25 protein-coding genes are annotated in these 24,897 nt (G+C 53.6%); 5 read left to right on the top strand and 20 right to left on the bottom strand.

Features of this window, described 5'->3' with window-relative positions:
• Positions 1 to 331 precede the first annotated feature (331 nt).
• Positions 332 to 823: a hypothetical protein gene (locus I2D94_RS01565; RefSeq protein WP_229056714.1), complete on the bottom strand. Its 492-nt coding sequence runs from the start codon at positions 821 to 823 to the stop codon at positions 332 to 334.
• 179 nt (positions 824 to 1,002) lie between these two features.
• Here I2D94_RS01565 and I2D94_RS01570 point away from each other — a divergent pair, with 179 nt between their 5' ends.
• Entirely contained in the window at positions 1,003 to 1,473 is a 471-nt protein-coding gene (locus tag I2D94_RS01570; protein ID WP_229056715.1) for an LURP-one-related/scramblase family protein, read from the top strand.
• 302 nt (positions 1,474 to 1,775) lie between these two features.
• Here I2D94_RS01570 and I2D94_RS01575 read toward each other — a convergent pair whose 3' ends face one another.
• From I2D94_RS01575 to I2D94_RS01590, 4 genes are all read right to left on the bottom strand, one after another.
• The gene (locus I2D94_RS01575) at positions 1,776 to 3,974 is read right to left on the bottom strand and encodes a DUF2207 domain-containing protein (RefSeq protein WP_195395382.1); all 2,199 of its coding nucleotides are present in this window, start codon (positions 3,972 to 3,974) and stop codon (positions 1,776 to 1,778) included.
• Complete coding sequence (locus I2D94_RS01580) at positions 3,971 to 4,663, bottom strand: MBL fold metallo-hydrolase (protein WP_072685029.1); 693 nt, start codon at positions 4,661 to 4,663, stop codon at positions 3,971 to 3,973. Before I2D94_RS01580 ends, I2D94_RS01575 begins: the two co-directional genes overlap by 4 nt.
• Before the next feature lie 82 nt (positions 4,664 to 4,745).
• Positions 4,746 to 5,258 carry a Gx transporter family protein gene (locus I2D94_RS01585; RefSeq protein WP_072685028.1) on the bottom strand — a complete coding sequence of 171 codons (513 nt, stop codon included), beginning with the start codon at positions 5,256 to 5,258 and terminating at the stop codon, positions 4,746 to 4,748.
• A gap of 1 nt (position 5,259) precedes the next feature.
• The gene (locus tag I2D94_RS01590) at positions 5,260 to 5,601 is read right to left on the bottom strand and encodes a NusG domain II-containing protein (RefSeq protein WP_072685027.1); all 342 of its coding nucleotides are present in this window, start codon (positions 5,599 to 5,601) and stop codon (positions 5,260 to 5,262) included.
• Between the two features lie 173 nt (positions 5,602 to 5,774).
• Between I2D94_RS01590 and I2D94_RS01595 the strand changes: the two genes are divergently transcribed.
• Positions 5,775 to 6,386, top strand: a complete 612-nt coding sequence (locus I2D94_RS01595; RefSeq protein WP_072685026.1) for a nitroreductase family protein — start codon at positions 5,775 to 5,777, stop codon at positions 6,384 to 6,386.
• Between the two features lie 181 nt (positions 6,387 to 6,567).
• Here the strand turns inward: I2D94_RS01595 and I2D94_RS01600 are convergent, their stop codons facing one another.
• The 12 genes from I2D94_RS01600 to I2D94_RS01655 all read right to left on the bottom strand — a co-directional run bounded on the left by I2D94_RS01600 (position 6,568) and on the right by I2D94_RS01655 (position 19,656).
• Positions 6,568 to 7,209, bottom strand: coding sequence for a GyrI-like domain-containing protein (locus tag I2D94_RS01600; protein ID WP_072685025.1), 642 nt, complete (start codon positions 7,207 to 7,209; stop codon positions 6,568 to 6,570).
• A 284-nt stretch (positions 7,210 to 7,493) separates the two neighbouring features.
• On the bottom strand, positions 7,494 to 7,952 hold the full coding sequence (locus I2D94_RS01605) for a VOC family protein (protein WP_195395383.1): 459 nt from the start codon (positions 7,950 to 7,952) through the stop codon (positions 7,494 to 7,496).
• Between the two features lie 20 nt (positions 7,953 to 7,972).
• A complete protein-coding gene (locus I2D94_RS01610; RefSeq protein ID WP_195395384.1) occupies positions 7,973 to 8,404 on the bottom strand; it encodes a VOC family protein in 432 nt (143 codons plus the stop codon).
• Complete coding sequence (locus I2D94_RS01615; RefSeq protein WP_195395385.1) at positions 8,401 to 9,360, bottom strand: hypothetical protein; 960 nt, start codon at positions 9,358 to 9,360, stop codon at positions 8,401 to 8,403. The genes I2D94_RS01610 and I2D94_RS01615 overlap by 4 nt, the downstream gene beginning before the upstream one ends.
• A gap of 31 nt (positions 9,361 to 9,391) precedes the next feature.
• A complete protein-coding gene (locus I2D94_RS01620; RefSeq protein ID WP_195395386.1) occupies positions 9,392 to 10,195 on the bottom strand; it encodes an AraC family transcriptional regulator in 804 nt (267 codons plus the stop codon).
• A gap of 357 nt (positions 10,196 to 10,552) precedes the next feature.
• A complete protein-coding gene (locus I2D94_RS01625; protein WP_195395387.1) occupies positions 10,553 to 11,392 on the bottom strand; it encodes a PRD domain-containing protein in 840 nt (279 codons plus the stop codon).
• A gap of 39 nt (positions 11,393 to 11,431) precedes the next feature.
• Positions 11,432 to 12,904, bottom strand: a complete 1,473-nt coding sequence (locus I2D94_RS01630; RefSeq protein ID WP_195395388.1) for a glycoside hydrolase family 1 protein — start codon at positions 12,902 to 12,904, stop codon at positions 11,432 to 11,434.
• Position 12,905: 1 nt separating this feature from the next.
• Complete coding sequence (locus I2D94_RS01635) at positions 12,906 to 14,858, bottom strand: beta-glucoside-specific PTS transporter subunit IIABC (protein WP_229056716.1); 1,953 nt, start codon at positions 14,856 to 14,858, stop codon at positions 12,906 to 12,908.
• 122 nt (positions 14,859 to 14,980) lie between these two features.
• Positions 14,981 to 17,230: a HAMP domain-containing sensor histidine kinase gene (locus I2D94_RS01640; protein WP_195395390.1), complete on the bottom strand. Its 2,250-nt coding sequence runs from the start codon at positions 17,228 to 17,230 to the stop codon at positions 14,981 to 14,983.
• A gap of 4 nt (positions 17,231 to 17,234) precedes the next feature.
• Complete coding sequence (locus tag I2D94_RS01645) at positions 17,235 to 17,939, bottom strand: response regulator transcription factor (protein WP_006058716.1); 705 nt, start codon at positions 17,937 to 17,939, stop codon at positions 17,235 to 17,237.
• A gap of 76 nt (positions 17,940 to 18,015) precedes the next feature.
• The gene (locus tag I2D94_RS01650; RefSeq protein WP_195395391.1) at positions 18,016 to 18,894 is read right to left on the bottom strand and encodes a glycosyltransferase family 2 protein; all 879 of its coding nucleotides are present in this window, start codon (positions 18,892 to 18,894) and stop codon (positions 18,016 to 18,018) included.
• 3 nt (positions 18,895 to 18,897) lie between these two features.
• Entirely contained in the window at positions 18,898 to 19,656 is a 759-nt protein-coding gene (locus tag I2D94_RS01655; protein ID WP_195395392.1) for a TVP38/TMEM64 family protein, read from the bottom strand.
• A 220-nt stretch (positions 19,657 to 19,876) separates the two neighbouring features.
• Between I2D94_RS01655 and I2D94_RS01660 the strand changes: the two genes are divergently transcribed.
• Positions 19,877 to 20,482 (top strand): histidine phosphatase family protein, encoded by a 606-nt coding sequence (locus I2D94_RS01660; protein WP_195395393.1) that lies wholly within the window; start codon positions 19,877 to 19,879, stop codon positions 20,480 to 20,482.
• Positions 20,483 to 20,583: 101 nt separating this feature from the next.
• On the opposite strand, the gene I2D94_RS01665 is transcribed toward I2D94_RS01660, so the two are convergent.
• The 3 genes from I2D94_RS01665 to I2D94_RS01675 all read right to left on the bottom strand — a co-directional run bounded on the left by I2D94_RS01665 (position 20,584) and on the right by I2D94_RS01675 (position 22,813).
• Positions 20,584 to 21,225 carry a lactate utilization protein gene (locus tag I2D94_RS01665; RefSeq protein WP_006058713.1) on the bottom strand — a complete coding sequence of 214 codons (642 nt, stop codon included), beginning with the start codon at positions 21,223 to 21,225 and terminating at the stop codon, positions 20,584 to 20,586.
• Positions 21,226 to 21,288: 63 nt separating this feature from the next.
• Entirely contained in the window at positions 21,289 to 21,585 is a 297-nt protein-coding gene (locus I2D94_RS01670) for a hypothetical protein (protein ID WP_006058712.1), read from the bottom strand.
• A gap of 94 nt (positions 21,586 to 21,679) precedes the next feature.
• Positions 21,680 to 22,813: a M20/M25/M40 family metallo-hydrolase gene (locus tag I2D94_RS01675; RefSeq protein WP_195395394.1), complete on the bottom strand. Its 1,134-nt coding sequence runs from the start codon at positions 22,811 to 22,813 to the stop codon at positions 21,680 to 21,682.
• Between the two features lie 89 nt (positions 22,814 to 22,902).
• Here I2D94_RS01675 and I2D94_RS18635 point away from each other — a divergent pair, with 89 nt between their 5' ends.
• A complete protein-coding gene (locus tag I2D94_RS18635) occupies positions 22,903 to 24,396 on the top strand; it encodes an NAD(P)H-hydrate dehydratase (protein ID WP_195395395.1) in 1,494 nt (497 codons plus the stop codon).
• A complete protein-coding gene (locus tag I2D94_RS01685; RefSeq protein WP_195395396.1) occupies positions 24,387 to 24,857 on the top strand; it encodes a GNAT family N-acetyltransferase in 471 nt (156 codons plus the stop codon). The genes I2D94_RS18635 and I2D94_RS01685 overlap by 10 nt, the downstream gene beginning before the upstream one ends.
• Positions 24,858 to 24,897 lie beyond the last annotated feature (40 nt).

Below are 24,897 nucleotides of genomic sequence, written 5' to 3' on the forward strand. Positions count from 1 at the left end.
AAAAAAAGCGCCCTGTCTAAGGACGCTTTGACTGCGTGGTACCACCTTAGTTCACGGATTGCTCCATGCCCTCTTTCCGATAACGCCGGAAATTCGTCGGCAGCTACTGCTGGTTCCCTGCCGCTTCTTGCAAGTGTCGGTCGCCGGGGGTGATAAAGGAAGCTTTCAGCCGTTGTCTTCCCTCTCTGACTTATCCCGTTCCAGGTTCCTCTTGGTCCTTGAATTTATCCCTAGTTTAGCACGATTTCACGCTTTGCACAAGGGTAAAATCCGCTTTCCCGCGGCTTTGTGGAATCGTATTCTTTTCATTCTGAATGCGGCGTTTTGGCGATCAGTCCTGATGCGTTGATTCGCTGTCCTTCCGGCGGGTATCGTTTGTTTCCTTTTGAATGTAAGCCTTTTTTTCCTTGCCTTCTTTTTTACCAAAATATGCAATAACACAAGCGCCGATCAACATACAAATACAATATGCCGCCAACAGATCAAGCTGAAAAAAATAATGATGCATTAAAACAAGACAACTCAAGCTGAGCAAAGACTCAAAACCGGCAATCCAGCAGCATTCATGGATAACTGCTTTCTCGGAGTATTTAGCACTGTAATATATTTCTTCAACAAAACAAATAACAAACATTGGTACGGAAAACGTCAGCGCGTATAACAGAACGCGGATCGGATCCAAAAGCAGAAACAGCTCCCTTTCATTGATGCACAGTTGAAGCAGCCCCGGCAGAAATAAACCCAAAATTAATGCCATCAAACTTAAAATACTTTCAGGATTTTTCAAGGCCAAATTTTTAATATCCTGATAAATTCCAAACAACATGATCACCCCTTTGTTTCATTGTATCTTATTCCTTATCTAAAACGCAATCATGAATTCATGATCAACGCTGCGCGCTCTGCTTACTTCTTTCCTTTTTCTTACAATTTCTTTTCATCTCTGGCGTTTTATTTCAGCCTTTTGTATTATAGGCTTACGAATTGAAGGAGGATCAGTTCATGCGTTTATTTATTCGCCAGCGGTTCTTTTCCTGGACCGACAGCTTTGATATTACTGATGAAGAAGGCTATGCCGTTTACAGTGTGCGCGCAGATTTATTAGCGTTGTCCCATGTCCTGCGGGTGTTTGACGTCGAAGAACAGGAAATCGGTTTAGTCCGTGAAAAACTATTTCACTTCCTGCCGACCTTTGAAGTCGAGCTGGACGGCGATCGGGTCGCGGTCATCCGCAAGGAATTCTCGTTTCTGCATCCAAGCTATCGCATCGACTGCGAAGGCTGGAGCGTGGAAGGCGACTTGTTCGGCTGGGATTATCAGATCTTCCGCGACGGCGAGCTGTGCGGAACGATCAGTAAGGAGGTCATCTCGCTGACCGACACCTACGTCATTGATTTCGAAGATCCGCGGGATGAGCTGATGATCGTCATGCTTGTTCTGGCGATTGACGCCGCGAATTGCAGCGAACATTAGAAGACTGACAATGTAAATTGTTTTAGGCGCAGGAACAACGCAGTTTGACGGCTGAATCAGCACCCGGCTGATCCAGCCGGACTTATTGAAACCGGAAACGTTTGAGACTTTTTTCATGGCGAACAGGCGGGTCCAGCCCTAAACGTTATTTCTCGGGAAATACAGTCTGACAATGACTGAATCGACAGTATCAGTTGCGTTTCCATAAACAAAATCCCAGTAAAAAAGATCTGAACAGAAACAGACCGGCATCAGCTTGTGCGGAGAACATCCGAATCAAGTTTTGTCGGTCCGTTTTTAATTTATTCAGTGAAACTGCTTGTCAGCTGTTCAAACAGCCTGTCGAGCACTTCGATCCGCTGCGGCTGTCCTGTCATATCGGTCACCGTGGATAAAGAAGGCAGAATTCGATTGCCGAAACGTTTTTCCCATAGTCCGCCAACCCCCAGCGTCCGCGCATAGCCATAACATTTCAACGCGTAGTCCGGATCACGGTCCAGCCAGTCGTCCAGTTTTGAATCCGGCATCTGCTTCAGATCACTGCGCCATTGCCTGACCTGCTGAAGCAGCCGCGCTCCTTCCGGATTCAACGGCTTCATCGGCCACAAGATCAGCTGCCCGAGCAGCAGGCTGCTGAAGCTGATTACCGCCGGAAGATCCTGCGGATCAAAATAAGCCAGGACGCGGATTAAAAGAATCAGCCAGCCGAGGCCCAATCCTGCCAACGCCCAGCGTGTCTTTTTCAATCCCTGCCCCAACGCCGCACTCAAGCAGCCTATCGTGATCGTTACCGCAATCAATCCCAGACTGAACAGATATACGACGCTGTCAGATGCTGCCCATGGAAACAGGATTTGCGTGATCATTACCGGCGGCAGGACGCTCAGTCCAATCAACAGCCAGCGCAGACCCGCCAGCCCTTTATGCCGCCATTGCGCCTTTTCCTGCCGGGCCTGCCTGCAGGCTTCCTGAATACAGGCGGATGAGCGCAAACCGTTCTTATCCAACGTCACCGTATTTCCATCTTCCAGATTCAACAGCGAACGCATGAATTGCTTTTCCCAGTCCGGCTGATGGATCAGCGAGCGTTTGCGCGTCAGCTGAATACGATGACCCTGCATTTCCACCTGGATATAATCCCGGGCCGCCCAGTTGATCACCACGGCCGCCAGCGTTTCTGCGCCGATCGGTTTATCCGTTAACAACGCAGCCTGCAGCGGGTTAACGCCGTTAGGCAGCTCGCCGAGGGTCCTCCGCTTTGTACTGCGGCTCAAAAAGCGGAACAACCCCGACGCCAGCACCATCCCGACGCCAAACATCGACCAGAACCCGATCAGATCGCTGCCCAGCATTCGCCGTACATGGCGCGGAATATCAATTTCAACGCTCACCCGATCATCCCCGCTCAAACCCTCCGTCGAGTAGAGATGCAGCAGGCGGCCGTCCTCGCTGACGTCCAGCGTCACCTTTTCCAGATCCTCATATGTCCGGGAATTATAGAAATCGGTTCTGAATTTGAGCTCTTGCGGCAGCTGAATCACGACGTCCAGCTCGTCGATCTGCGCGTCGTTCATCGCGTCGTCGAAATTCAGGTGCCATTGGTCCTCTGACGAGGCCAATTCAATCCGGTAATCCAGTGTCAAGGCCACCGGCTTATCCTTTGGCAGCCGGATGAAGCCGTATTCCGAGGCTTTTAGCGAGGGATCGCTGATCACGACGTCTTTCAACAGGGCGTCGGGATAGCTCGGCCAGCCTAAAAACAAATCAAGCATCGGATCCAGTTCGGAACTCTGGCTCGTCCATTCCAGCTCCTGATACACCTGAAGATCCATCTGTGGCAGCACTTCGACCTCCACATGCCAGCGCGAATATCGTGAAGGCCAGCGATAGGACTGCGCTTTGGCGAAGGTTCCTTCGTCGAAATGAACGATCAAATTCAACGTCGGATAATCCAGGACATCCGTGGAATCAAAAACAAACGTCTGATCCTGCCACTTGCCTGTTCCATAGCGGCACTGACCGCCGCTTTGGCCGCAGTCGAGAAGCCAGTTGTCGCGGATAAGCCCGGAATCAAACTGGATTTCGGCATGCATCTGCTCGACGGGCAAATCCAGCGGCGAACGGCCTAAATCCAGTGAAAAGGTATCGCGATCTGCTTCGTCATCCTGAAAACAGCGCAGCGTATAATTCAGCTGCAGCTGAACGTCTTGATCCCGATTGACTTTGACCTGATTCCATTGCGGATCCAGCACGGCTTGCCTGCTGAGCAAGCTGACATCCTCAGCCCGAGCTACGGCATCGTCCGGCAGTTCCAGAAAGAGATCATAAGTCTCGTGCTCCGGCAGCCGCAGTCTGATTGTTTCCGACACGGTGATCGTCTTATCCGCATGGACGACTGCTTCCACGAGCCGGGATGTGATCGCGGCGGATTCTTCCGCGTGAATGGGCAGAAACGAAAAGCACAATCCCAGCGCAATCAGTATTCCAAGACCTTTTCTCATCGCTGCGGATCCTCCAGTACCTGCGGTCCCTTCCGCAGATCAAGAATCCGGCTTCTCAATTCGGCACAGGCCGGATCCTGAAGCAGGCGGTCGATCACGTCGTTTTCTCCAAAGGTGTGCATCGGAGCGATCCAGCCTAACTGACAGACTTTCGCCCACCCCAACAGACCACGGTTATAGCCGTCCTTTAACCGCGGATCGGTCGGGATCATCGCCAAGTCGAAGGTTCTTCCGGCAACCCGTTCCAGTTCGCGGTCAAAGCGTCGTTTCAGCACTTCGTTTTCCCGTCGGTCCTGATCGTTTTCTTCCTCCCAATGCCAGTCGTTTAAATCGCCCGCGTGCAGAATCCGCCAGCCGTCGACTTCGATCATAAACGCCACGCCCTCGTCGTTGGATTTGAGCGTTTCAATGATCATCCCGTTCAGCTCATAGCGCTGATGCGGCTTCACCTTGATGTGATGTTCGTCCTGCGGGCCGAAAATATCCCGGCTCAGCACATACCAGATCTGATCCGTGCCGTGTTCCAGAATCGCTTTATCGTAATGATCGGCGTGATGATGGCTGGCCAGAAACGTAACCGGTTTGTTCGCCGGCAGCGGCAGCCGACTTTTCCCGAAATAATCCAGCACGAGCACGCGCTCAGGCAGCTCCAGCAGGAAACTGCTGTGTTCGATCCATGTGATTTTCATTCAAGTACCCCCTTCTGATTTCTATTTTACAGGAAATCACAGAAAAAAAACAGAATCCGCAGGACTCTGTTTCCAAATTTGTCTAACGCACGACTAAATTTTTATCAATCCGTTTTAACGCCTGGGTCGCGACGATCCCGGTAAAGATTCCAGTCGGAATCGAGGTCACCAGAAGCAGCGGCACGATCGTCATCATCGCCGCGGTTTTATACAGCACCATGACGATCACAACCTGCCCAACGCTGTGGCCGATCGCGCACAGCATCGAGGTCGAAATCATCGACATCTTCAACCCTTTTTTAATCACGATCAGCACGATCGAGCTGAGGATAACGCCGCCGGCAGAGATCCAGAACGTCGAGCCGAAGATCGTTCCCCGCAGCAGATTGCCGATCACGACGCGCATCGTATTGACGATGATCATTTCCTTAACGCCCAGAATTTCAATCGTGATCAGGGCGATGATGTTGGCCAGCCCCAGACGCATGCCAAACGGCAGCGATACCGTCAGCATCGTTTCCAGCAGATTGATCGCGATCGCCATCGCCGCCAGCATTGTGACATAAACGAAATGCTTTGTCTTACTCAGCTTCATGTCAGTTATCCTTCAGAGTGACAATCACTTCATTCGGGATACAGACGATTGGGAAATAGTCCTTAACGCTGACCCAGCCGATCGAGGAACAGATGTGATTCGGACATTCTTCTTCCGTAATCCGCCATTTGCCGTCCTTGACTTCCAGCTTCATCTTGCCATAGGATCCGTTAAAATAGTAGTCTTCGTCTTTGTTGACGTTGAACGTATGGATCACCTGATTTTTATACGTGACGATCCCATAGGTTTTGACGTTCAGCCGGTTATAGATCTGAACGCCGACATAAATGCCCAGCGCTACAAATAAAATAGCGACTATCAGTTTGATTTCTTTTTTGCTCATCGTTTCACATCCTAATTCAGCTTTTCTATTATAACATGGTTGTTTGTGATTGCAAGTGAAGGTTAGCTGAACATCGCCTCCCGCAGGCTGGAAACGGATGCCGCTTTCCCCGCGTGCATTTTCTCTGACTTTCGCCTATAATAGAAAACGTAATCTTACCAGGGAGAAAACTGATGACAATTTTGGACAATGCATTAACGCAGGCGCAGAAACGCCGTACGATCCGGCACTTTGACAGCACGCCGGTAAAGATGAATGATATTCGGACAGCCTTGAAAATCGCAGCGACCGCTCCCAGCGGCGCGGACATGCAGCCATGGCATTTCTGCGTCATCACCAACAAAGCAAAAAAACGTGCGCTGCGCGAAGCGTGTGAACAGGTGGAACGGGAATTTTATGAGAACCGGATCAGCGAGGTCTGGCGGCAGGATCTGGAAAAACTGAACCTGCAGGTTGAAAAGCCTTTCCTGAGCGAAGCGCCGTGTTTGATCGTGATCTTTAAGCAGATGAAACATGAGGACAGCGCAGGACACTGGGTTCCCAATTATTACGTGAACGAGTCCGTCGGGATCGCGACGGGGTTCCTGATCCAGGCGCTGCACCAGGCCGGCTATGCGATGCTGACGTACACGCCGGCGCCGATTCATTTTCTCACAGAGCTTTGCGGCCGTCCGGAAAATGAAGTCGCCGAAATGATTCTCGTGGTTGGCCACGCGCAAAAAGACGCGCCGCTGCCGCAGCTGAAAAAGAAGACCCTTGAGGAAATCGCCAGTTTTATCGACTGATCAGACAGCCATGACGCAAACCGCCTTGACCTTTCTTTTTCAGGTGAAATTCGCTTATTTAAATTTGTGATTCATTCATTTTCCAAATTTTATAGAAAAACAGCTAAAAAAAGCTGGAAGTTGCGTTTCCAGCTTCAGTTCCTTGATTTCAAAAATTTGTATTTCGTGTTGATCAGACGGTTTAACGACCGTCTTTTTTGCGGATCGGATGCCGGATTACCGTCTTCTGCTTCGCCGGATCGCATTTCCGCGGATCCGACAAATAGATTTCATGATGCCGGCGGACTTCGTTAATCTCATTTTCATATCCCTGCGCTTCGATGTACGCGTCCATCATCGCGACGCTGGCCGGTTCGTCGTCATAGGCACCGATGTGCATCATCTGCACGCACAGTCCCTCCTCGATCGTCAGAAACGCCGCGGATGAACAGTCGATCTGTTTCTTCCGCTGCGCCTCCTGCACGGCCCAGTCGAAATCTTCCTGCTTGATGAAATCGGGAACCCGGATCACGCTGAGCCAATGAAAACCGCACTTCTGCGAATAGTCCATGCCGGCGAGGCCCGGCTGCCACCAGAAGCCTTCCAGCGGCGGCACGACATATTCGTAAAACCCGGCGATCTGACGTGTCCCTTTATAGCTCATTTTGAGCGTATAAGCGAGCGCATACAAGACGCTGACGGCCCGTTGATAAGCGCCGCCTTCCTCGTTGGGATCGCCCTGACCAGACACTACGAGAAAATTCATGGGCGGAACCGTAACAATTTCCGGTTTGTTTTTCGGCATATAGAACATTTTTTCTTCTTTTTTAAAATCATAGGCCATGGTATAGCACCTTCCTTTTGATTTCATTGTACCGCGCCAAACCTGACATCAGGATGTCAGGTTGAAAACAAATACGATGCGGGGATTGAATTTTTTTCAAATATTCGGTCTTCGTTTCTACTTTGTCGCATCGTTTGCGTACGATGCGGGGATTGAATTTTTATTTAGTGAGTGAAGTTAAAAAGGAACAGTTCAATCATATCGTTTGTGTACTGAAGCGCATGACTTCTTTCCTCAGCTGGAAATGGGGAATACCGGCTTCCTGACGCTGCATCTGGCAGACTTCAGCGAAGGTAGGCGTTCACCGCTTTGACCGGCACATCCATCCTCTGGGCGATCGCTTCGATCGTCAACCCCTGGTCCAGAAACCGCTGGCAAACGGCTTTCATCGTCTCTCCGACTTCAATGACATGACCATCCGGATCCCAAAACCGCACGATCCGCTGACCCCAGCGCTGTTCCTCAGCAGGATTGATGACCCGCACCGAGGTGAGCGCCGCAAGCTTTGCGGCAAACGCGTCGAACTCCGCTTCTTCAAAATAAAGCTCGATCGCATTGGCTTGATAAGCGACGTCAAGACCGGTGAACTGCTTCCAGCTTTCTTCTGTCTGCAAGGCCAGACCGCCGCTGAGCACGGCATGAATCTCAAGATCCACCAACGTCCGCAGGCCCAGCACTTCCTTATAAAAGGCCTCCGATCGTTTCAGATCCCGGACGACGAGCATCGTATTTTTTAATTTCATCGCTGATCCTTCACTTTCACTTAAAATTTCAACAAGCCCTGCTCGTCATAGTGGAAATTCGGCCCCCAGGCTACTTCCCAGACATAACCGTCAGGATCGCTGAAATACGCATGATAACCACCCCAGAAAACCGGCTGCGGTTCTTTCAGGATCGTGGCTCCGGCTTCACGCGCCAGGGCGATCAACTGATCGACTTCCGCTTTCTTTTCGACATTATACGCCAGCGTGATGCCGGAAAATCCCGGGCTGATTGCCGGCGGATTGTGCAGATTGACGTCCTGCGCCAACTGCGCCAGCGGATAGAGTTCAAATTTGGTTCCCGGCGTATCAAAGAAACAAACAGCCGGATTGTCTTCCTGGCAATCGGTCTTGTAGCCTAAGCCGTCGCGGTAAAAATGGAGGGACTTCGCCATATCGCGGACGCCCAGGCAGATACAGGTAATTTTATTCATCTATGCGGTTTCCTTTCTGAACTAGCGGGTTCAATCCGGTCAAACGCCATCAGAAACGCGATATTCTCAATCGCCTTCCAACCTTTCCATTGTGTGCGTGCCACGCGGAAAGCCTCGGGATACAGCCCCGCCCAATTCCACGGAATTTCCCACACATCACCCTCAGGACAGGTGTCGATCAAATAATCCAGCTCCGCTTCCACCAGGTCTTTCAGCCGGGGATACGCTGCGTCGTTGCGCGAACGGACGAAGTAAGACGGACGTGGTTTATATTCCTGCCACTGGGCAGGATCGCGTTCCACCCGCTTTTCAATCAACGTCAGAATCCGTTCCTCGATTTGATCCTGCGTGTACGCCGTCGCCGGCAGGAAGTCCAGCTGCGGCAGCCACCCGCAGAAGGCATCCACGCCCATCTCACCAAAATCCTCCTGCGTAAACAGCAGCTCCAAGGCCTTTGCAACAATCGCTTCCGCCTTCGCTCTCAGCGTCTTGTCGTCGCAATCCCGCGTCAGGATCTGCCGCGCCAGACCCAGATTCAAACCAAAGCTCTCCGCGTCGTTGAGCTTTGGATCATAGCCCATCCACGGGGCATGCGGATAAGCGTCGTTGGATTGGATCGTAAACGGCCAGCCGTCCCGATACGTCGTGCTTTCCTGGCTCAAATACGCAAACGCTCCTCGATACAGCGGATCGTGCGCGTCCAGCTGCAGCGCTTCGGCCAGCGCCAGCGCGGAACCGGTCTGGTAAGGGGAAGATTGGGGATTCATGCAATCCGGCTCCAGCCCCCAGCCGAAACCACCGTCCGCGTTTTGATAACCGCTTAACACTTCCGCAGCCTGATTCCGGCTGCCGCCTTCAAACATCGCTTGCCAGCGCGCCCATTCCAGCGGCCGGCCATTGCGCAGAACCCAGCGGCGGATTTGCTGAAACTGAGCCTGCGTCATTCTCTTTTTCATCGGAAACACCTCCGGGGCTATTGTACCGGAATCAGCGTTTGGCTGTCTTGGAAAAAAACGACAACCGTTGGGAATTATGATATTTTTTAAAGAAATTCAACAGATGCGCCTGATCGTAAAAGCCATAGTCCGCAACCGTGTCCTGAACGTTGAAATCATGATCCTGCAGACAGGCCTGCCAGATCAGCTGATACCGGATCAAAAGCGAAAGACGCTTGCCGCTGACGCCGTAAAAATCCAGAAATTTCCGTTCCATCCAGCGTTTCTCAAGGCCAAGCTCCGCCGCCAGATCCGCGATCGCCAGCACGCCCTTGCGCCGAATGATCAGCTCCGCCGCCCGCATGATGAGCGGCGGTATCGGATCCGCATGCTGATGCGCAAGCAGAAAGGCTTCCCACTTCGGCCACAGCGCTTCCAGACTTTCCGCTGCGTCAAACGCCTGCTTCAGCCCTTCCGCCCAGCCGGGAAAATAGAAATCCATCTGATCCTTCGTATTCCGCACGGCCTTTAACGAACCTGTGCAGAAGCTGGCGACGGCCCAGAAATAAAAGCGGATGCCGATCAATCGCACGCCGGGCCGGGCGCTGTCGTTGAACGAGGTGAACGTAAAATCGTTGATCCCGCAGAAAAAAATCTCGCTTTTCCCGGTTTCATCGACGCACAGAATGATGTCCATGCACGTATCGGGAATCACGATCTGATCGCACTGATCGGTATATACCCAGAAACAGCGGATCCACGGCTTCAGCGCCAGACACGCTTCAATCTCCCGGTACCCCGCGCCCTGATTGGCGGTCAGCGGAAAATAAGCTTCCGCTAAAGTTTCGGCTGACATCGGTTTTCCCCCCCTCTCTGTTCGCTTGACAAACGTTTCGTCGTTCAATATGCCGTTATTATAGCATAGCCGGACCGGGTAGAAAAACAGCGAAACTTTGGGAATCTTCCAGCTGACATTCCCTTGCGATGATCTGACAGAGACTTTATAACAAACTGAAACCGGCGAAGATGGAGGGAAGATTTTTATTCCCCTGTCCGCCTGTTTTGCTATCCGTCTGTTTTGCTATCCGTTTGTTTAAATACCACAGGAAATCCGTCTGCGGCAACGAAAAAAACAGAGATTCCCGGTTGAATCTGTCCTGCCGGAATTCTCTGTTTTCTTTTTATTCGATTCAATTTTAATTTTAATCCATGCTCATTGCTGACTGCGGGCGATCCGCGCGATGTGCACGACAAGAAACGTCACTTCTTCATTCGGCAGGATCCGGCCATATTTATCATACAGGTAACTCTTGATTTTCAGCGCCACGCCCAGCTCTTTCGGATAGCGCGTCTTGATCTGCTCAAATAACAGATCGTCGTCGTTCTGAAGCAGCTTGTCGGTAAAGAAGCGGTCGACAAAGAATTTGATATGCGTGATAAACCGCGCCGTATGGATGCTTTGGGAATCGAGCTCACGGTTGAGCGAATAGCGGACCAGATTGATGAGTTCGCCGATCAGCTTGGCATTGCGGGCGGCGTCGTAATCCGGGTCGCTTCCCGCCTGGGCGTTGGCCAGATGAAATGCGATATTCGCCGCTTCCTGTTCCGGCAGCTCCACGCCTAAGCGCTGGCGCACCTGTTCGACCGCGTGCAGCCCGGCCTCAAATTCCTGGGGATAGAAGCTTTTGATTTCCCAGAAGACGCGGTTGGTAATCACCATCCCGGTGCGGATCCGTTCCAAGGCAAAGTTGAGATGATCCGCCAGCACAAACACCAGATTTTCCCCCAGCGGCGTTTTTAAGCGCTGCTGAGCGTCGATCACGATATCCTGCGCCAGCTCCAGAATCGCTACGGGCAGGCTGTTGACCAGCTCGACAATTTGCCGGGAACGGGCGTTGTCAACAGGCAGAAACACCTGGTTTTCCTGACGCTGGGCAATCACGTTGCCCGGCTTCTGTCCGTAACCGATGCCTTTCCCCAGCAGGATCGATTCCTGATGCGCATCGTCTTCAACCAGCACGACACTGGAGTTCAATACTTTTTTGATCCGCATCCCCGCTTCCCTGCCTTTCTGCTTCGTCCCTGCTGGACGTTATTGCTCTTCAAAATCCAGACTGTTGTTCTGAATGACTTTCTGATACCAGTAAAACGAATCTTTTCTGATTCTATTATACGTGCCGTTGCCCTGATCATCAAGATCGACATAAATGTAGCCGTAGCGCTTGGAGATCTGCTTGGTCGATTCGCTGATCAAATCAATGCACGCCCAAGACGTATAGCCCATCAGCTCGACGCCGTCCTCTTCGATTGCGTCCAGCATACACTTGAAATGCTTACGCAGATAGTCGATCCGATAGGGATCATGCACCTTCCCATCCCCGCTCAGCACGTCTTTCGCGCCCAATCCGTTCTCTACGACGAACAGCGGCTTGCGGTAACGATCATACAGATCGACTAAGGAAATCCGCAGTCCGATCGGGTCGATCTGCCAGCCCCATTCGCTGGTTTCCAGATGCGGATTCTTGACCGCCAGAATCGTGTTGCCCGGGGTGACGTCCAGTCCGGTTTCATCCGCCGCTACGCAGCTGGACATATAATAGCTGAACGAAACGAAGTCGACCGGGTACTGCTTCATCACTTCATCATCGCCCGGCTGCTTCACGATGTGGATGTTGTGATTCTTATAGTAGGACAGCAGCGTCGAGGGATATTCGCCGAACACCTGCGTGTCGCTGTACGCATAAATGCTGCGCATCCGCTTCTGCGTTTCCAGCACGTCCTCCGGCTTGCAAGAATACGGGTAGTAGGTCAGCTTGGTGATCATGCAGCCGACCTGGGAATCCGGGATGATCTCATGGCAAATCTTGGTTGCCAGCGCCGAGGCGACAAACTGATGGTGCATCGCCTGGTAACAGACCTCTTCAAAGTTCTTCCCCGGGAAACGGTCTTCGATCAGACCGCCGGTCGTGTACGGATGGCGGATGATACTGTCAACCTCATTGAAGGTCAGCCAGTATTTCACCTTGTGCTTGTAGCGTTCGCAGATCGTCCGGACATACTTTTCAAAGAAGCCGATGACTTCACGGGAATACCAGCCGTCGTAATTGAGCACCAGATTCAGCGGTGGTTCATAGTGCGACATCGTAACCAGCGGTTCGATGTTGTATTTCTTGAGTTCGTCGAACACCTCGTCGTAGAACTGCAGGCCGGCCTCGTTAGGCTGTTCGTCATCGCCGTTAGGATAAATGCGGCTCCAGGCGATCGACATGCGGTAGACCTTAAAGCCCATCTCGGCCATCAATGCGATGTCTTCTTTATAATGATGGTAGAAATCGCTGCCGTGCCGTTTCGGATAGTTGACCTCGTCCTCCGGATGGGCCAGCGCTTCCTCAATGTCCCGGGTTGTGATCTGGTTGTGGCGGTTATAATCCTTGACGTCGGCGTCGAAATGCGCGCGGGCCGCGTCGGAAACCGACCAGCCCTTGCCGCCTTCCCGCCATCCGCCTTCGATCTGATTGGCAGCGGTCGCCCCGCCCCATAAAAAGCCTTCAGGGAATTTTCGCATATTAGTCTTCCTTTCTCTGCGTCTGCAGAATAACGTCGGTGTTTTCGGCATGGCCCGTCTTCACGACGCTGACGTTCATGTCCTGGGAATTGGTGACAACTACCGGAGTGATCGGATCCAGCCCGGCGTCCTTGATCGCCTGAATATCAAATGTCAGAAGCAGATCGCCGGTTTTGACACTGTCGCCGGCCTTGACTCTCGGCGTAAACGGCTTGCCTTGCAGATTGACGGTATCCAGGCCGACATGGAACAGAATTTCCGTGCCGTTGGCAGTCGTCATGCCTAAGGAATGCTTCGTTTCAAAGACCATCTGGATCGTGCCGGCGGCCGGAGCGCGCAACTCGCCGACTTCCGGAATGATCGCGACACCGTCGCCCAGCGCTTTCTTGGAGAACATTTCATCGCCGACCTGATCCAGTGCGACAACCTGACCGACGATCGGGCACAGCACATTCAGAACGTCATGGCTGCCTTCCAGCGGTTTCACCGGGGCGGCCGGAGTTGAAGCCGCCGGGGTTTCTTCTTTCCACAGAATCAGCGTGAAGATAAACGAGGAAACCAACGCCAGCACGAAGCCCGCGATTGCCCAGACGATATTCATTTCGTTGGTGCTGTCGATGAACATCGACATACTGGCTGCGCCCGGACCGACGACCGCGAACGCCTTGACCGACAGTAAGCCTAAGAACGCGCCGGTGAGGCCGCCGCCCAGCATGACGCTGTAAAGGACTTTCTTATTCTGCAGCGTCACGCCGTAGAGCGCCGGCTCCGTAATGCCCATGAAGGCGGAGATTCCCGCGGAGAAGGCGGTTGATTTCAGCGTTTCATCTTTGGCTTTTAACGCGACCGCGAAGCAGGCGCCGGATTCCCCGATGTTGTGCGCCAGCGACGCCGGCAGGTACAGCATTTCATAGCCCAGCTCGCCATAAGTCGCCAGAGCGTACGGCAGCAGCGTCTTGTGCATGCCGGTCGCCACCATTAACGGCAGGATCGCCGACAGAACTGTCAACGCCACAAAGCCGAGCTTGTCATATAAGAACAGGATCGCCGCGGTGAAGATCTGGCCGACATTGTAGCCTAATGGACCTAAGAACAACAGGGTGACCGGCACGGTGACGGCCAGTGCGATCATCGGAACAAAGAAGATCCGGATCGGTTTCGGCGAGATTTTGTTCATGAGCCGTTCCATGAACGCCAGGAAGCTGACGCACAGAATCGCCGGGAACACCTGCGCATTATAGGCGATGCTCTGCAGCTGAATGCCGAACAGCGTCGTGCCTTCGGCGATCATCGTCGTCACCGCCGGCAGCAGCGTTACGCCGACCGCGGCAATCGCGACCAGCCGGTTGCTTTTCAGCTTGTTGGCGGTCGTCACAGCCACCATCATCGGTAAGAAGTAGAACGTTGCGTCAGAAATCGCGGCAAGAATCTTATACAGCGCGTTCGCGTCGTCCATGACATGCAGCGCGACCAGCAGAATCAGGATTGACTTCAGCACGCCCGCGCCGGCGATTGCCGGAACTAGCGGCTGGAAGATGCCGATCAGAAAGTCCAGCGCCATTTTGCCGAGCTTCTGTTTCTCCGCCGGGGCTGCCGGGGTTGTCTGATCATTGAAATCAATCATTTTCAACAAGGCGTCGTACACCTCGACGACGTCGTTGCCGATGATGATCTGGAACTGATTGCTGCGGACGACGCCCATGACGCCCGGGACCGCTTTCAGCTTGTCCTCATCAACTTTTTTCTGATCGTTGAGCGTGAAGCGCAGACGGGTCGAGCAGTGCTCAAGCTGAGCGACGTTTTTTTCTGTGCCGACATATTTCAGAATTTCGGCGGCAGTATGCTTATAATCCATAGATTTCTCCTCCATAATCGCCAGATCGCCGGGCTGTTTCAAGTACGCTTTCCTTCCTCTGGCCCCAAGGCAGGAAAACAAAAAGGCAGGATCCATCATAAAAGCCACGTCCTCCTTGCGGATTCCGTTTGTTTTATGAGATCCTGCCTGCATTACCAGTTACATGTCCCTTTGTCTTTTGCGAGCTTATTATAAGCTGGATGAAAGCGCTTTGTCAATCCCTAAATTTTATTTTCGTTATTTTTTAAAATGTCGATCAGCGGCGCCTGTGGCATATCCAGCTTCACGGTTTCCACCGGTTTCGGCTTGAGATCTTCCAGCGCGCGGCGGTTAAAGATCACGATGACCTTGAAGAAATCGCCGTCCGTCTGGATCGTAAAGTGCGCGTGCTGGCTCTCCGCGAAGCCCTTGGCAATCGCCAGCCCCAGCCCGGAGCCTTCCGAGTTGCGCGATTTATCCCCGCGCACAAAGCGTTCGACTAAATCGTTCGGATCGAAGTCGATCTCCGTCTGGGAAATGTTGCGGATCGACAGCACTACTTCCTCGCCCCGCTCGATCAACGTCAGATAAACGCGCGAGCCGCGGAGTGAATATTTCGTCACGTTGGAAACAAGATTTTCCACGATCCGGTACGTCTTCTGCGAATCCAGCGGCAGCACAATCTTATCGTGACTGTACGAGGTCTTGATCGTCAGTCCAGCTTTCTCAATCGCCGGAGCCAGCTCGAACAACGTCTGCGAGATCAGGGAAACAAGATCGACATCCACGACATTCAGCTTCAGATCGCCGCTGTTCGCCTTGCTGACCTCGAACAAATCCTCAATCAGATGTTTCAGACGCATGGAATTGCGTTCCAGCACCGCCAGATATTCCTGCCGCCTGGCTTCGTCCGGCTCCTGCTTCATTAAGTCGATATAGGAGATCAGGGAGGTCAGCGGGGTTTTCAAATCGTGGGAAACGTTGGAAATCAGTTCCGTTTTCATCTTCTGACTCTTGGTTTCTTCCGCGATCGCCGTGTTGAAGCCGTAGCGGATATCATCCAGCTCGCTGTGCAGCGGCTCGAAAATGCCTAAATCCTCACGCACTTCCGTTTCCAGATCGCCCCGCGCCATCCGTCGGGTACAGCCCAGCAGCGTCTCATAGTCGCTGCGCAGCCGCTTCAAAGCCCGCATGATGATGAAATACAGGAAGACCGTGTAGATAACCGCCGCAAAGAAATCGTCCAGAAGCAGACACAGAACACTGATCAGCGCGACGTTGACAACCATCAAACGGATCAGCCGCGAATGCGCCTTCTCCGAGAAATCAACGGTAAAGCATTCCTTGGTCCATTGCTTCAGCGTTGACCAGCCATGCCGCACGCCATGCCAGAGCCGCCGCCACAGCGTGATCGTCGCCATCTTGCCCCACGTTTGATGCCAGCCGTCCCGCAGCGCGGCGCGGATCCAGTAAATCGCGCAATACAAGCCGAAGCATTCCAACAGGAACGTGAACTCATAACCGAGAATCTGGAAGACGCCATTTATGTCGTCAGCCGACTGGGAATAAAGATCGAGCATGATGCCGCCCAGATTATAGGACATTTCCTCCATCATGGCCAGCGCCGCGACGCTGATCAAAATCTGCGCTTCCAGCGGAATCCGGTCGAGCAGCTTTCCGAGCCGGGTGTCGCGCATCTTGCCGCGGGTAAAGTACAGCGCGCCTAAAAACAGGATGAAGTACAGTACCATGTTGATCCGCGAGGCCAGCTGCCGGTAGGAATAATATTCGGCGTTGTGGATCAGGCTGGTGATCGCGTCGTCGCTTTCCAGCACGTTGGGAATGCCGAAGATCAGTGTGATATCCTTCAGCACCGGCTCATGCAGCTCCAGGGAGAAATCCCCATAATACTGCACATAGTCCGCCAGTACGCTCAGCGGATAAAAATCCGAATAGCCATAACCGCTGTTGGACGTGACGCTCAGCACGCCGTAGCTGTCGTATTCCGCCCGGATCCAAAACTGATAGTTTTTGGATAATTCGCTGTCGGTCTGGGCCAACGCGTTGGTTTTGGGTCTGCGCACGGTCGTCTTGGTGACGTTGTCAATCGCCAGGGCATGCAGGTTGCCCAGCTGCAGGCTGTTTTTAAACTCCTGCTGCAGCGACCAGTCGAGCTGTGATTTCTGTTCGTTGATCTCGCTCTGCGTCCATCCGTCTTCTAAAAGACGCTGCTGCTGATCGGCGCTGATCAACAGATCCGCATAGCCCAGATCGGTATGGTTGACCTCGTTGATCAGATCGCGGATCATCGTGACCGCATAGTCGTTGACCCAGGCACGAACCGTGCGGCTTTGGCCGAACAGCTCGCGGTGCGTTTCCGGCCCGGCGTTTTCGCTGATCGACCCGGCCGATGGGACAAGGATCAGACTCAGGAAACAGATCAGAACCAGAAAACCGGTCAACAGTTTTTCTGAAAATTTGGATTTGTTCATTCCTTTATCCCTTCTCTATTTTGTAGCCGACACCCCACACCACCTTTAAATACCGCGGATTGCGGGGATCGATCTCAATTTTTTCACGGATGTTGCGGATGTGCACCATGACCGTATCGGTCGCGATCGCTTCCTCGTTCCACACCCGTTCGTAGATTTCTTCAGCGCTGTAAACGCGTCCCGGATTTTTCATCAACAGCTGCAGAATCCGGAACTCGATCGGCGTCAGGCGCACCGGATTGCCGTCGAGCGACACTTCCTTGGTGTCGTTGTTCAGCTCCAAGCCGCCGACCGTATAGACCTGTTCATCCTCGCTCTGATGTTCTTTCAGGCTTAAGAATTTGGCATAGCGGCGCAGCTGGGAATTCACCCGCGCCAACAACTCCATCGGCGTAAACGGTTTGGTGATATAATCGTCCGCGCCCATGTTCAGGCCGGTGATTTTGTCCATGTCCTCGGACTTCGCCGACAGCACGATCACGGGAAAATCATAGCTCTGCCGCAGTGTCATGATCATCGTCAGCCCGTCCATGACCGGCATCATCAGATCGACGATCGCCAGATGAATCGTCTGACGGGCCAGAACCTCCAGCCCTTCCTTCCCGTTATAGGCACGATGAACGCCGTACCCCTGGTTCTTTAAATAGATTTCGATCGCGTTGCCGATCTCGACTTCGTCTTCGCAGACGAGAATTTGATAGTTTTGCATGGTTTGCTCCCCTCACTGATTCTTCCTTTAGTATAGAATAAACTCATGAAGTTGCAACGGATAAAAAGCTTAAGAATTAGTAAAGATTGCGATGAACGAGGAATTCTGTGCTGGGCGAGGGTTCGAAAAACGGCAGAATCTGATCCAGAAGCGGATCATCAAAGCGGCCGTGCAGCGCCAGCGCGCCCCCGATCACTAACCGCACCCTAGCCAGCATGACCCGGGCCTGACGCGTCAGCGACGGATCATAGGCGACAATGCAGCGGGCCTGATCCTGGAACGCTTCCAGCATATCCTTAAGAATATCCGGGCGCAGTGAATAGGTCAGACTGTTGGGCCGATGGGTATTGTAATGAACCAGGGTATCCGGAACGATCACGGTCTTCTCCGCTCTCAGCAGGATCTGGGGAATTAGCTGGACGTCCTCAAACACCCGGCCTTCCCAGAACTGCAGACCGTCGAACAGCGACCGCCGGATCAGCTTGCCCCAGGCGTAGTTGCGCACCTGGCGGTCCTTCATCAACATTTTCATCAGCGTCCGCTTGTGCGGAATCTGAACACGGCGGACATGGCGGCGGGTTGTGATCCGGCCTTCATAAACGTTGCCGCAGATCACGACGTCGGCCTGATACCGGGCCTGCGCCGCGACCAGCGTTTCCAGTGTGCGCCGCTTCATCCAGTCGTCGCTGTCCAGAAACAAAATGAATTCGCCCTTCGCGGCCTTTAGCGCCGCGTTGCGGGCTGCTGAGACGCCGCGGTTTTCCTGATGGATGACCGTGATCAGCTCGGGATGGATCTTCGCGTAGAAGTCCAGCCGCGATCCGGTGCGGTCCGTGGACCCGTCGTCGACGGCGATCACTTCGAAGTCGTGATAGGTTTGTTCCAACAGGGAACGGATGCAGGTATAGATTTCTTTCTCGCTGTTATAAGCGGGGATTAAGACGCTGACTTTCATGATTTATCCCTCGGACGGCACAAAGGCCGTCTTCCCTTTCTTGGTTTTCGCCTGTTCGTTTCGTTGATGCTCCAGCGCTTTCTGCTGGCGTTTTTTCATCACCGCGCGGTAGAGCAGCAGCCCTGCGCCGCTGAAGGCGATCGTAATCGCATAAATCCAGAAGGCCGATGCGAAATCCTGCTGGATCAGCTTATCCCCGGCAAGCGTCGAGGTGATGACCGACGGAATCCGCGCGACGGTGGTGATGACCAGGAAGTGCGAGAACTTGACCGGCGTTAACCCGGCAAAGTAGGTGATGATATCCTTCGGTGTGCCGGGAATTAAGAAGATCAGGAAGATCAAATTGTCCAGCTTCTGTTCATCCTTCATAAACGAAAGCTTATCGAGCTTTTCCTTCGGCACCAGGCATTCGACTAAGCTGGAGCCGTAGCGGCGCACGAGCCAGAAGATCAGCGCCGTGCCGACCGCCGCGCCGATCAGGCACAGGATCAAGCCTTCGATCGGGCCGTAAGCGACGCCCGCGCCGGTTTCAATGATTTCTCCCGGCAATAACGCGACTAACACCTGCAGCGCCATCATGCCCGCCAGCACCGCCCGGCCCAGCCAGCCGAACTGTTCCAGCCAGACTTTAAACTGCGCCGGATCTGAAGCCACGCTTTGAAATAAAACGAACAACACCGCCGTCATGACGAGAGTAAAGATAATAACCGCGCCGATTGAGAACCAACGCACACGTTTCTGCCACTTTGTTTTCTGTTCCATCTTGAGGGTCCTCCTGATTACTGGTTTTATTCTACCCGTTAAACATGAAGATCCCCTTCTGGAAATTCAAAAGAAATTCTTAAGCCTTGCTGAAGAAGCAATGAAGGTCAAAAAATTACGTTTTTATCAGCGATTTCCCCTTCTCCGCTGGCGTTTCCCGCCAGGTCTGGCTATAATGGATTTCCTGACATCTCGAAAGACAGGGAAAGCGAGGTCTTGTATGAAAATCATTTATACGCTGCAGCATCCGCAATCCGAGCATCATCTCAACGGCCGGGTCGGCTCGTGGACGGATTGGGATTTAACCGAACTGGGCGTCGCACAGGCCGAACGCATCGCCTTCCGTTTGAAAGAAGAACTCAAGGACAAGCCGATCCGGCTTCTTTCCTCGGATCTCAAGCGTGCCTGGCACACAGCGCAGATCGTCGGCCAGGCACTGAATGTCACACCGGAAAAAGAAATCCGGCTGCGGGAGCGGAACCTGGGCGAAGCTGTCGGCCATTCCGTGGCCTGGCTGAAAGAAAATTTGCTTCAGCCGGAAATCACGATCGACGCCCGGCTGTTCTCGTCCGCCCAGACCCGCCGTGAACAATACGTCCAGCTCAAGCCCTTGCTTGAAGAGCTGTTGGCAAAGGAGGAGGAAATCCTGCTTCTTGTTTCGCACGGCGATACGCTGGGCATCCTCCATGCCCTGTGGCTGGGCCTGGAAGCGGAAGCGCTGAATTCGATTCAGCTGGCCGGCTCCGCTGGCGGCGTTTCAGAACTTTGGCTGCGCGGGGGCAAGCGGATCGTGCGCCGGCTCAGCGATCTGTCTTATTTGTGCTGAACTCTTGATCGATAAAAAACATGCGGCTTCCCTTTTCGGGATCGTCCGCATGTCTTTTTTTATGCTTACTTTTTAATCGTGTCCCATTCGTTTTAAGTGGATCAGAACCCGATTTCATCAGCGATCATGATGATCGTGAAACGTCCCGGCGTCTTCCGGCCATGGTTGATGATGCCGACGGAATTGCAGACCGACTGCTGGATCTGGCAATCCATGCACTTTCCCGTTTCGACGCACGGCGCTTTGTGATGCACGCGCATCGCGTTGAGCGGCGCGATCTGACGCAGCCGCTTCATCGCGTCGTCCAGCGTATCGACAACCTTGTTCACCCCGGCGACCACGATGACCTTGCGCGGTCCATAGCTGATCGCTGCGACACGGTTGCCGGACGAATCGATGTTGACCAGCTGGCCCTGCCGCGTGATCGCGTTGCTGCTGGTCAGAAAGACATCCGCCAACAAGGCCTGACGGTAGATTTCCTCAACCTCGGAAAACGGCAGTCCCTCCTGGTAGCGGTCAAAAAAGTGATAATCGCCATTGCGCAGGATATTGATCATATCCATCGCTTTGAGCGTTTCCGATCCGCCGACGCCGACGCTGGCGCCCTTGGGGATCAGCTCGAGCACTTTGTCGCGGGCTTCCTCCACATTTTCGGCATAATAGGTGATATACCCCTTTTCCGCTAACAGATCGACCATTTCATGGGCGACGGCCACTGCTCTGCGCTTACGATACTTATCCATACGACTCTCCTCTTTTCTATTTTTTTGACAAAAAAGACCGCGGCGAAAGCGCGGCCCTTTTCATTACTGATTGACTTCTGAATACTTCCGGCGTTCCGGACTCAAGTTGTCGCAATAATAACGCACGGTCAGCGCGCCGCCAATCTTGGTTTTGACTTTCGGCAATTCCATAAACCGGTCGCCTTCCAGCATGATTTCCATCATCGCTTTGCAGCAGGCCGTCAGATTGTTCACCTTCGGCTCCACTTCCGTCATCAGCTCTTTGGCGTTGATATCAATATACAGCCACTGGATGTTATGGGCATCCCATTTTTTCTGATTGATAATGTCGATATAATCTTGTACTGTTTTCTTTTCCATTAGAAAGGTACCCCCTAATCGATTTTATTATAGCATTGAACATCAATTAAATAAAGTCGAATCACGGAATCAAGCCGTTTTTTCAGAATTCAAATCAAAGAAAATAATTCAGAACAAATTCCATCATGACGCCCAGCCCCGGAAGCAGCGACGCTTTTTCGATTTTTTCTTCGCGGGTATGCGCGCCCTCGCCCAGATAGCCGCCGAAGCATAACGAGTTAATGCCCAGTGAAAACGGAATGTTGCAGTCGGTTGATCCGGAGTGCCCCTCCGGCCGCACGCCGATCCGCCGTTCGATCAAATCCTCGACCTTTTTCTCAATCGTCCGCTGTTTCTCCTGGTCGATTTCGCCCATGCACGGCCGTTCGCCTAAAATCTCGACATTGACCTCCACGCCCATCTTCCGGTAAGCGTCGATCAGGCTGTCGAACATGCCGCGCAGCTGATCCAGGTGCTCGCGCACATCGGAGCGGAATTCAAACAACATCGAAGCCTGCTGGGCGATCGTGTTGACGGAAGTGCCGCCTTCAATCGTGCCGACATTATAGGTGGTCTTGCCGCCCTGCGGCACTTTGACAGAGTACAGCGCGTCGATCAGGGAAGCCAGCACGCGGATCGCGTTGCGGTTGCCGAAAGCGCCGTAGGAATGGCCGCCCTCCGTTTTCACCTCGACGCGGTAGCGGACGGAACCGACCGCCTTGTTGACATAACCTTTATAGGAGCCGTCAAACGAGTAAACCTCGCTCAGCTTATCCGCGTAATCCTGCATCAGCCGGCGGCAGCCTTTAAGGTTACCCAGACCTTCCTCACCGGCGTTCAGCACGATCAAAACACCTTGCTTCGGCGGACACTTCTGCTCGAGCAGATACCGGGTGATGACCATCAAAAGCGCGACGTTCGCCGTGTCGTCCCCGACCCCCGGCGCTTTCAGCCAGCCGTCTTCCTCCACCAGCTCAAAGCCGGTTTCATCCGGGAACACCGTGTCCAGGTGCGCCATAAACGCGACGGCCTTGCCGGCCTGAACGTCGCCCAGCGTAACGATGACATTGCTTGCCTCGTCGATTTTCACATCTTCCGCGCCGACATCGCGAAACCACTTCGCGCAGAACTCAGCGCGGGCCTGTTCATGATTACTGAAGGCCGGGATCGCCACCAGCGTGCGGATCAGTTCCACAACCTCATCCTGATGATCGCTGACATACTGTTCCAAAGCTTCATTCCAAATCAAAGAAATACCCCCTTTTTTCAGGTTTCATTATACCATTCTTTTCGGCGTCGGAACAATTTATGTTAGAATAGTGCCAGGAGGTGATCCCTGTGATCCTCGAGAAGAATCAAATCGCCGCGGCGGAAGCGGCCAGCGGCAAAACTGAAACACAGCTGATGGAGCTGGCGGGCAAACGCTGCGCCGACACGCTGCTGCACGAATATCCGGAAAACGACTCGTTTCTGATCCTGTGCGGAAGTGGCAACAACGGCGGCGACGGGTTTGTGATCGCCCGGCATTGCTTAGCGGCCAACCGGCAGGTGGCGATCATTCTGATGCTGGACGACATCCGTACTCCGGCGGCGATCGAAGCCCGGCAGAAGCTGCCGGATTCCTGCCTGATCTATGGTTATCAGGAATTAAGCGAAACCCAGTTTCAGACGATGGCGCAGCGCGACGACGTGATCGTTGACTGCGTGTTCGGATTTAATTTCCATGCCCCGCTGCCGGATTTTTTGCGCAGCGCTTTCCGCTGGATCAACCAGCAGCGCCTGCCCGTTGTCAGCATCGACCTCAACAGCGGTCTGGAAGCGGATCACAGTCTTGGGGATCCCGATGCCCTGCACAGCGAGCTGACGCTGGCGTTAGGGGCGTTGAAGCCGGTTCACTTATTCAGCCGGGAACATCAGAAGCTGGACCGGCTGATTCCGATCGGACTGGGGTTCGCGGAGCCGGAGGCATCGCGCTGGATCCAGATGGACGCGCTGCAGGTCACGCGCCTGCTGCCGCGGCTGCACGACAACGATTATAAAAGCACGACAGGCCGGTTAACCGTGATCGCCGGCAGTCCCTGGATGGCCGGCGCAGCCCAATTCAATCTGGAAGCGGCCCAGGCGATGGGCTGCGGCATGCTTCACGCGCTTGTCGATCCCGCAATTTATCCGATCCTGCAGGCAGCCTGTCCGCACGTCGTCTATCATCCCAACACGCTTTCGGAAGCGGATCTGACCGCGCTGCTTAATCAATCCGACGCCGTGGCAATCGGCAGCGGCTGCGATCATCTGGCAAATCTGGAAACGTTATTGGAAAGAGTGCTGCGCCGCAGTTCCGTGCCGGTAATTCTGGACGCCGCCGCACTGCGCTGCCTAGCACGTCATCCGGAGTGGCTCAACACCCCTCACGGCGATTGGATTCTCACGCCACATGTCGGGGAGTTCAGCGCGCTGTGCGGACGCAGCGTTGAGGAAATCCAGGCGGACCGGATCCGCTGCGCCGAGGAATACGCCCTCGCTCATCAGGTGACGCTGGTCTTAAAAGGCGCGGACACGCTGATCGTTTCACCGGAAGGCCTGCGCTGCGTCAACAAGACCGGCAACCCGAGCCTGGCCAAAGCCGGCAGCGGCGATCTGCTGACCGGCATGATCGCCGCCCTCGCTGCACGCGGATTGACACCGATGGAAGCGGCCTGCTGCGGCGTCTGGCTGCATGGCAAAGCCGCGGATAAAGCGATTGAAAAGACCTCGCTGTACGGCGTTCATCACAAGGAAATTCTGGCCGGTCTGGACGCCTTCTTATTCGATCATCAGAAGGAGTTATGGCGGTAATGGAAATCCGCCCGGTCAACCGCGCTGATTTACCGGCAATTCGCGACTTGTTTCTCCGCAGCGTCCAGGAAGTCGCCATCCGGGATTACACCCCCGGCCAATGCGCCGCTTGGACAGCGGGCGCTGATAAACCCGGCTGGGCCGAGCGGTTTTTAGTCACCTGGACGATCGGCGCATTCTGTGAAGATCAGCTGGCAGGCTTTGCGAATCTGGAAAGTCCGACTCAGCTGGATTGTTTCTACGTCCACCCCGATTTTCAGCGTCAGGGCGTCGGCACCGCTTTGTTGAACGCTGTCGTAGCCCAGGCCCGCAGCCAGGGCGCGGTCTTCCTGGAAAGTGATATTTCGCTGACCGCCGAACCGTTTTTCCGCAGGCAGGGTTGGAAAGCTGTGCGCCGCAATCAGGTCTGCCGGGGTGATCAGGTGCTGATCAACACGACGATGCGGAAGACATGGGGTTAAAGCCAGACGGACCGTCTGTGTTTTATCTCTGGCGATTTCG

The sequence above is a fragment of the Holdemania sp. 1001302B_160321_E10 genome (assembly GCF_015552275.1).
Lineage (GTDB): Bacteria > Bacillota_I > Bacilli_A > Erysipelotrichales > Erysipelotrichaceae > Holdemania.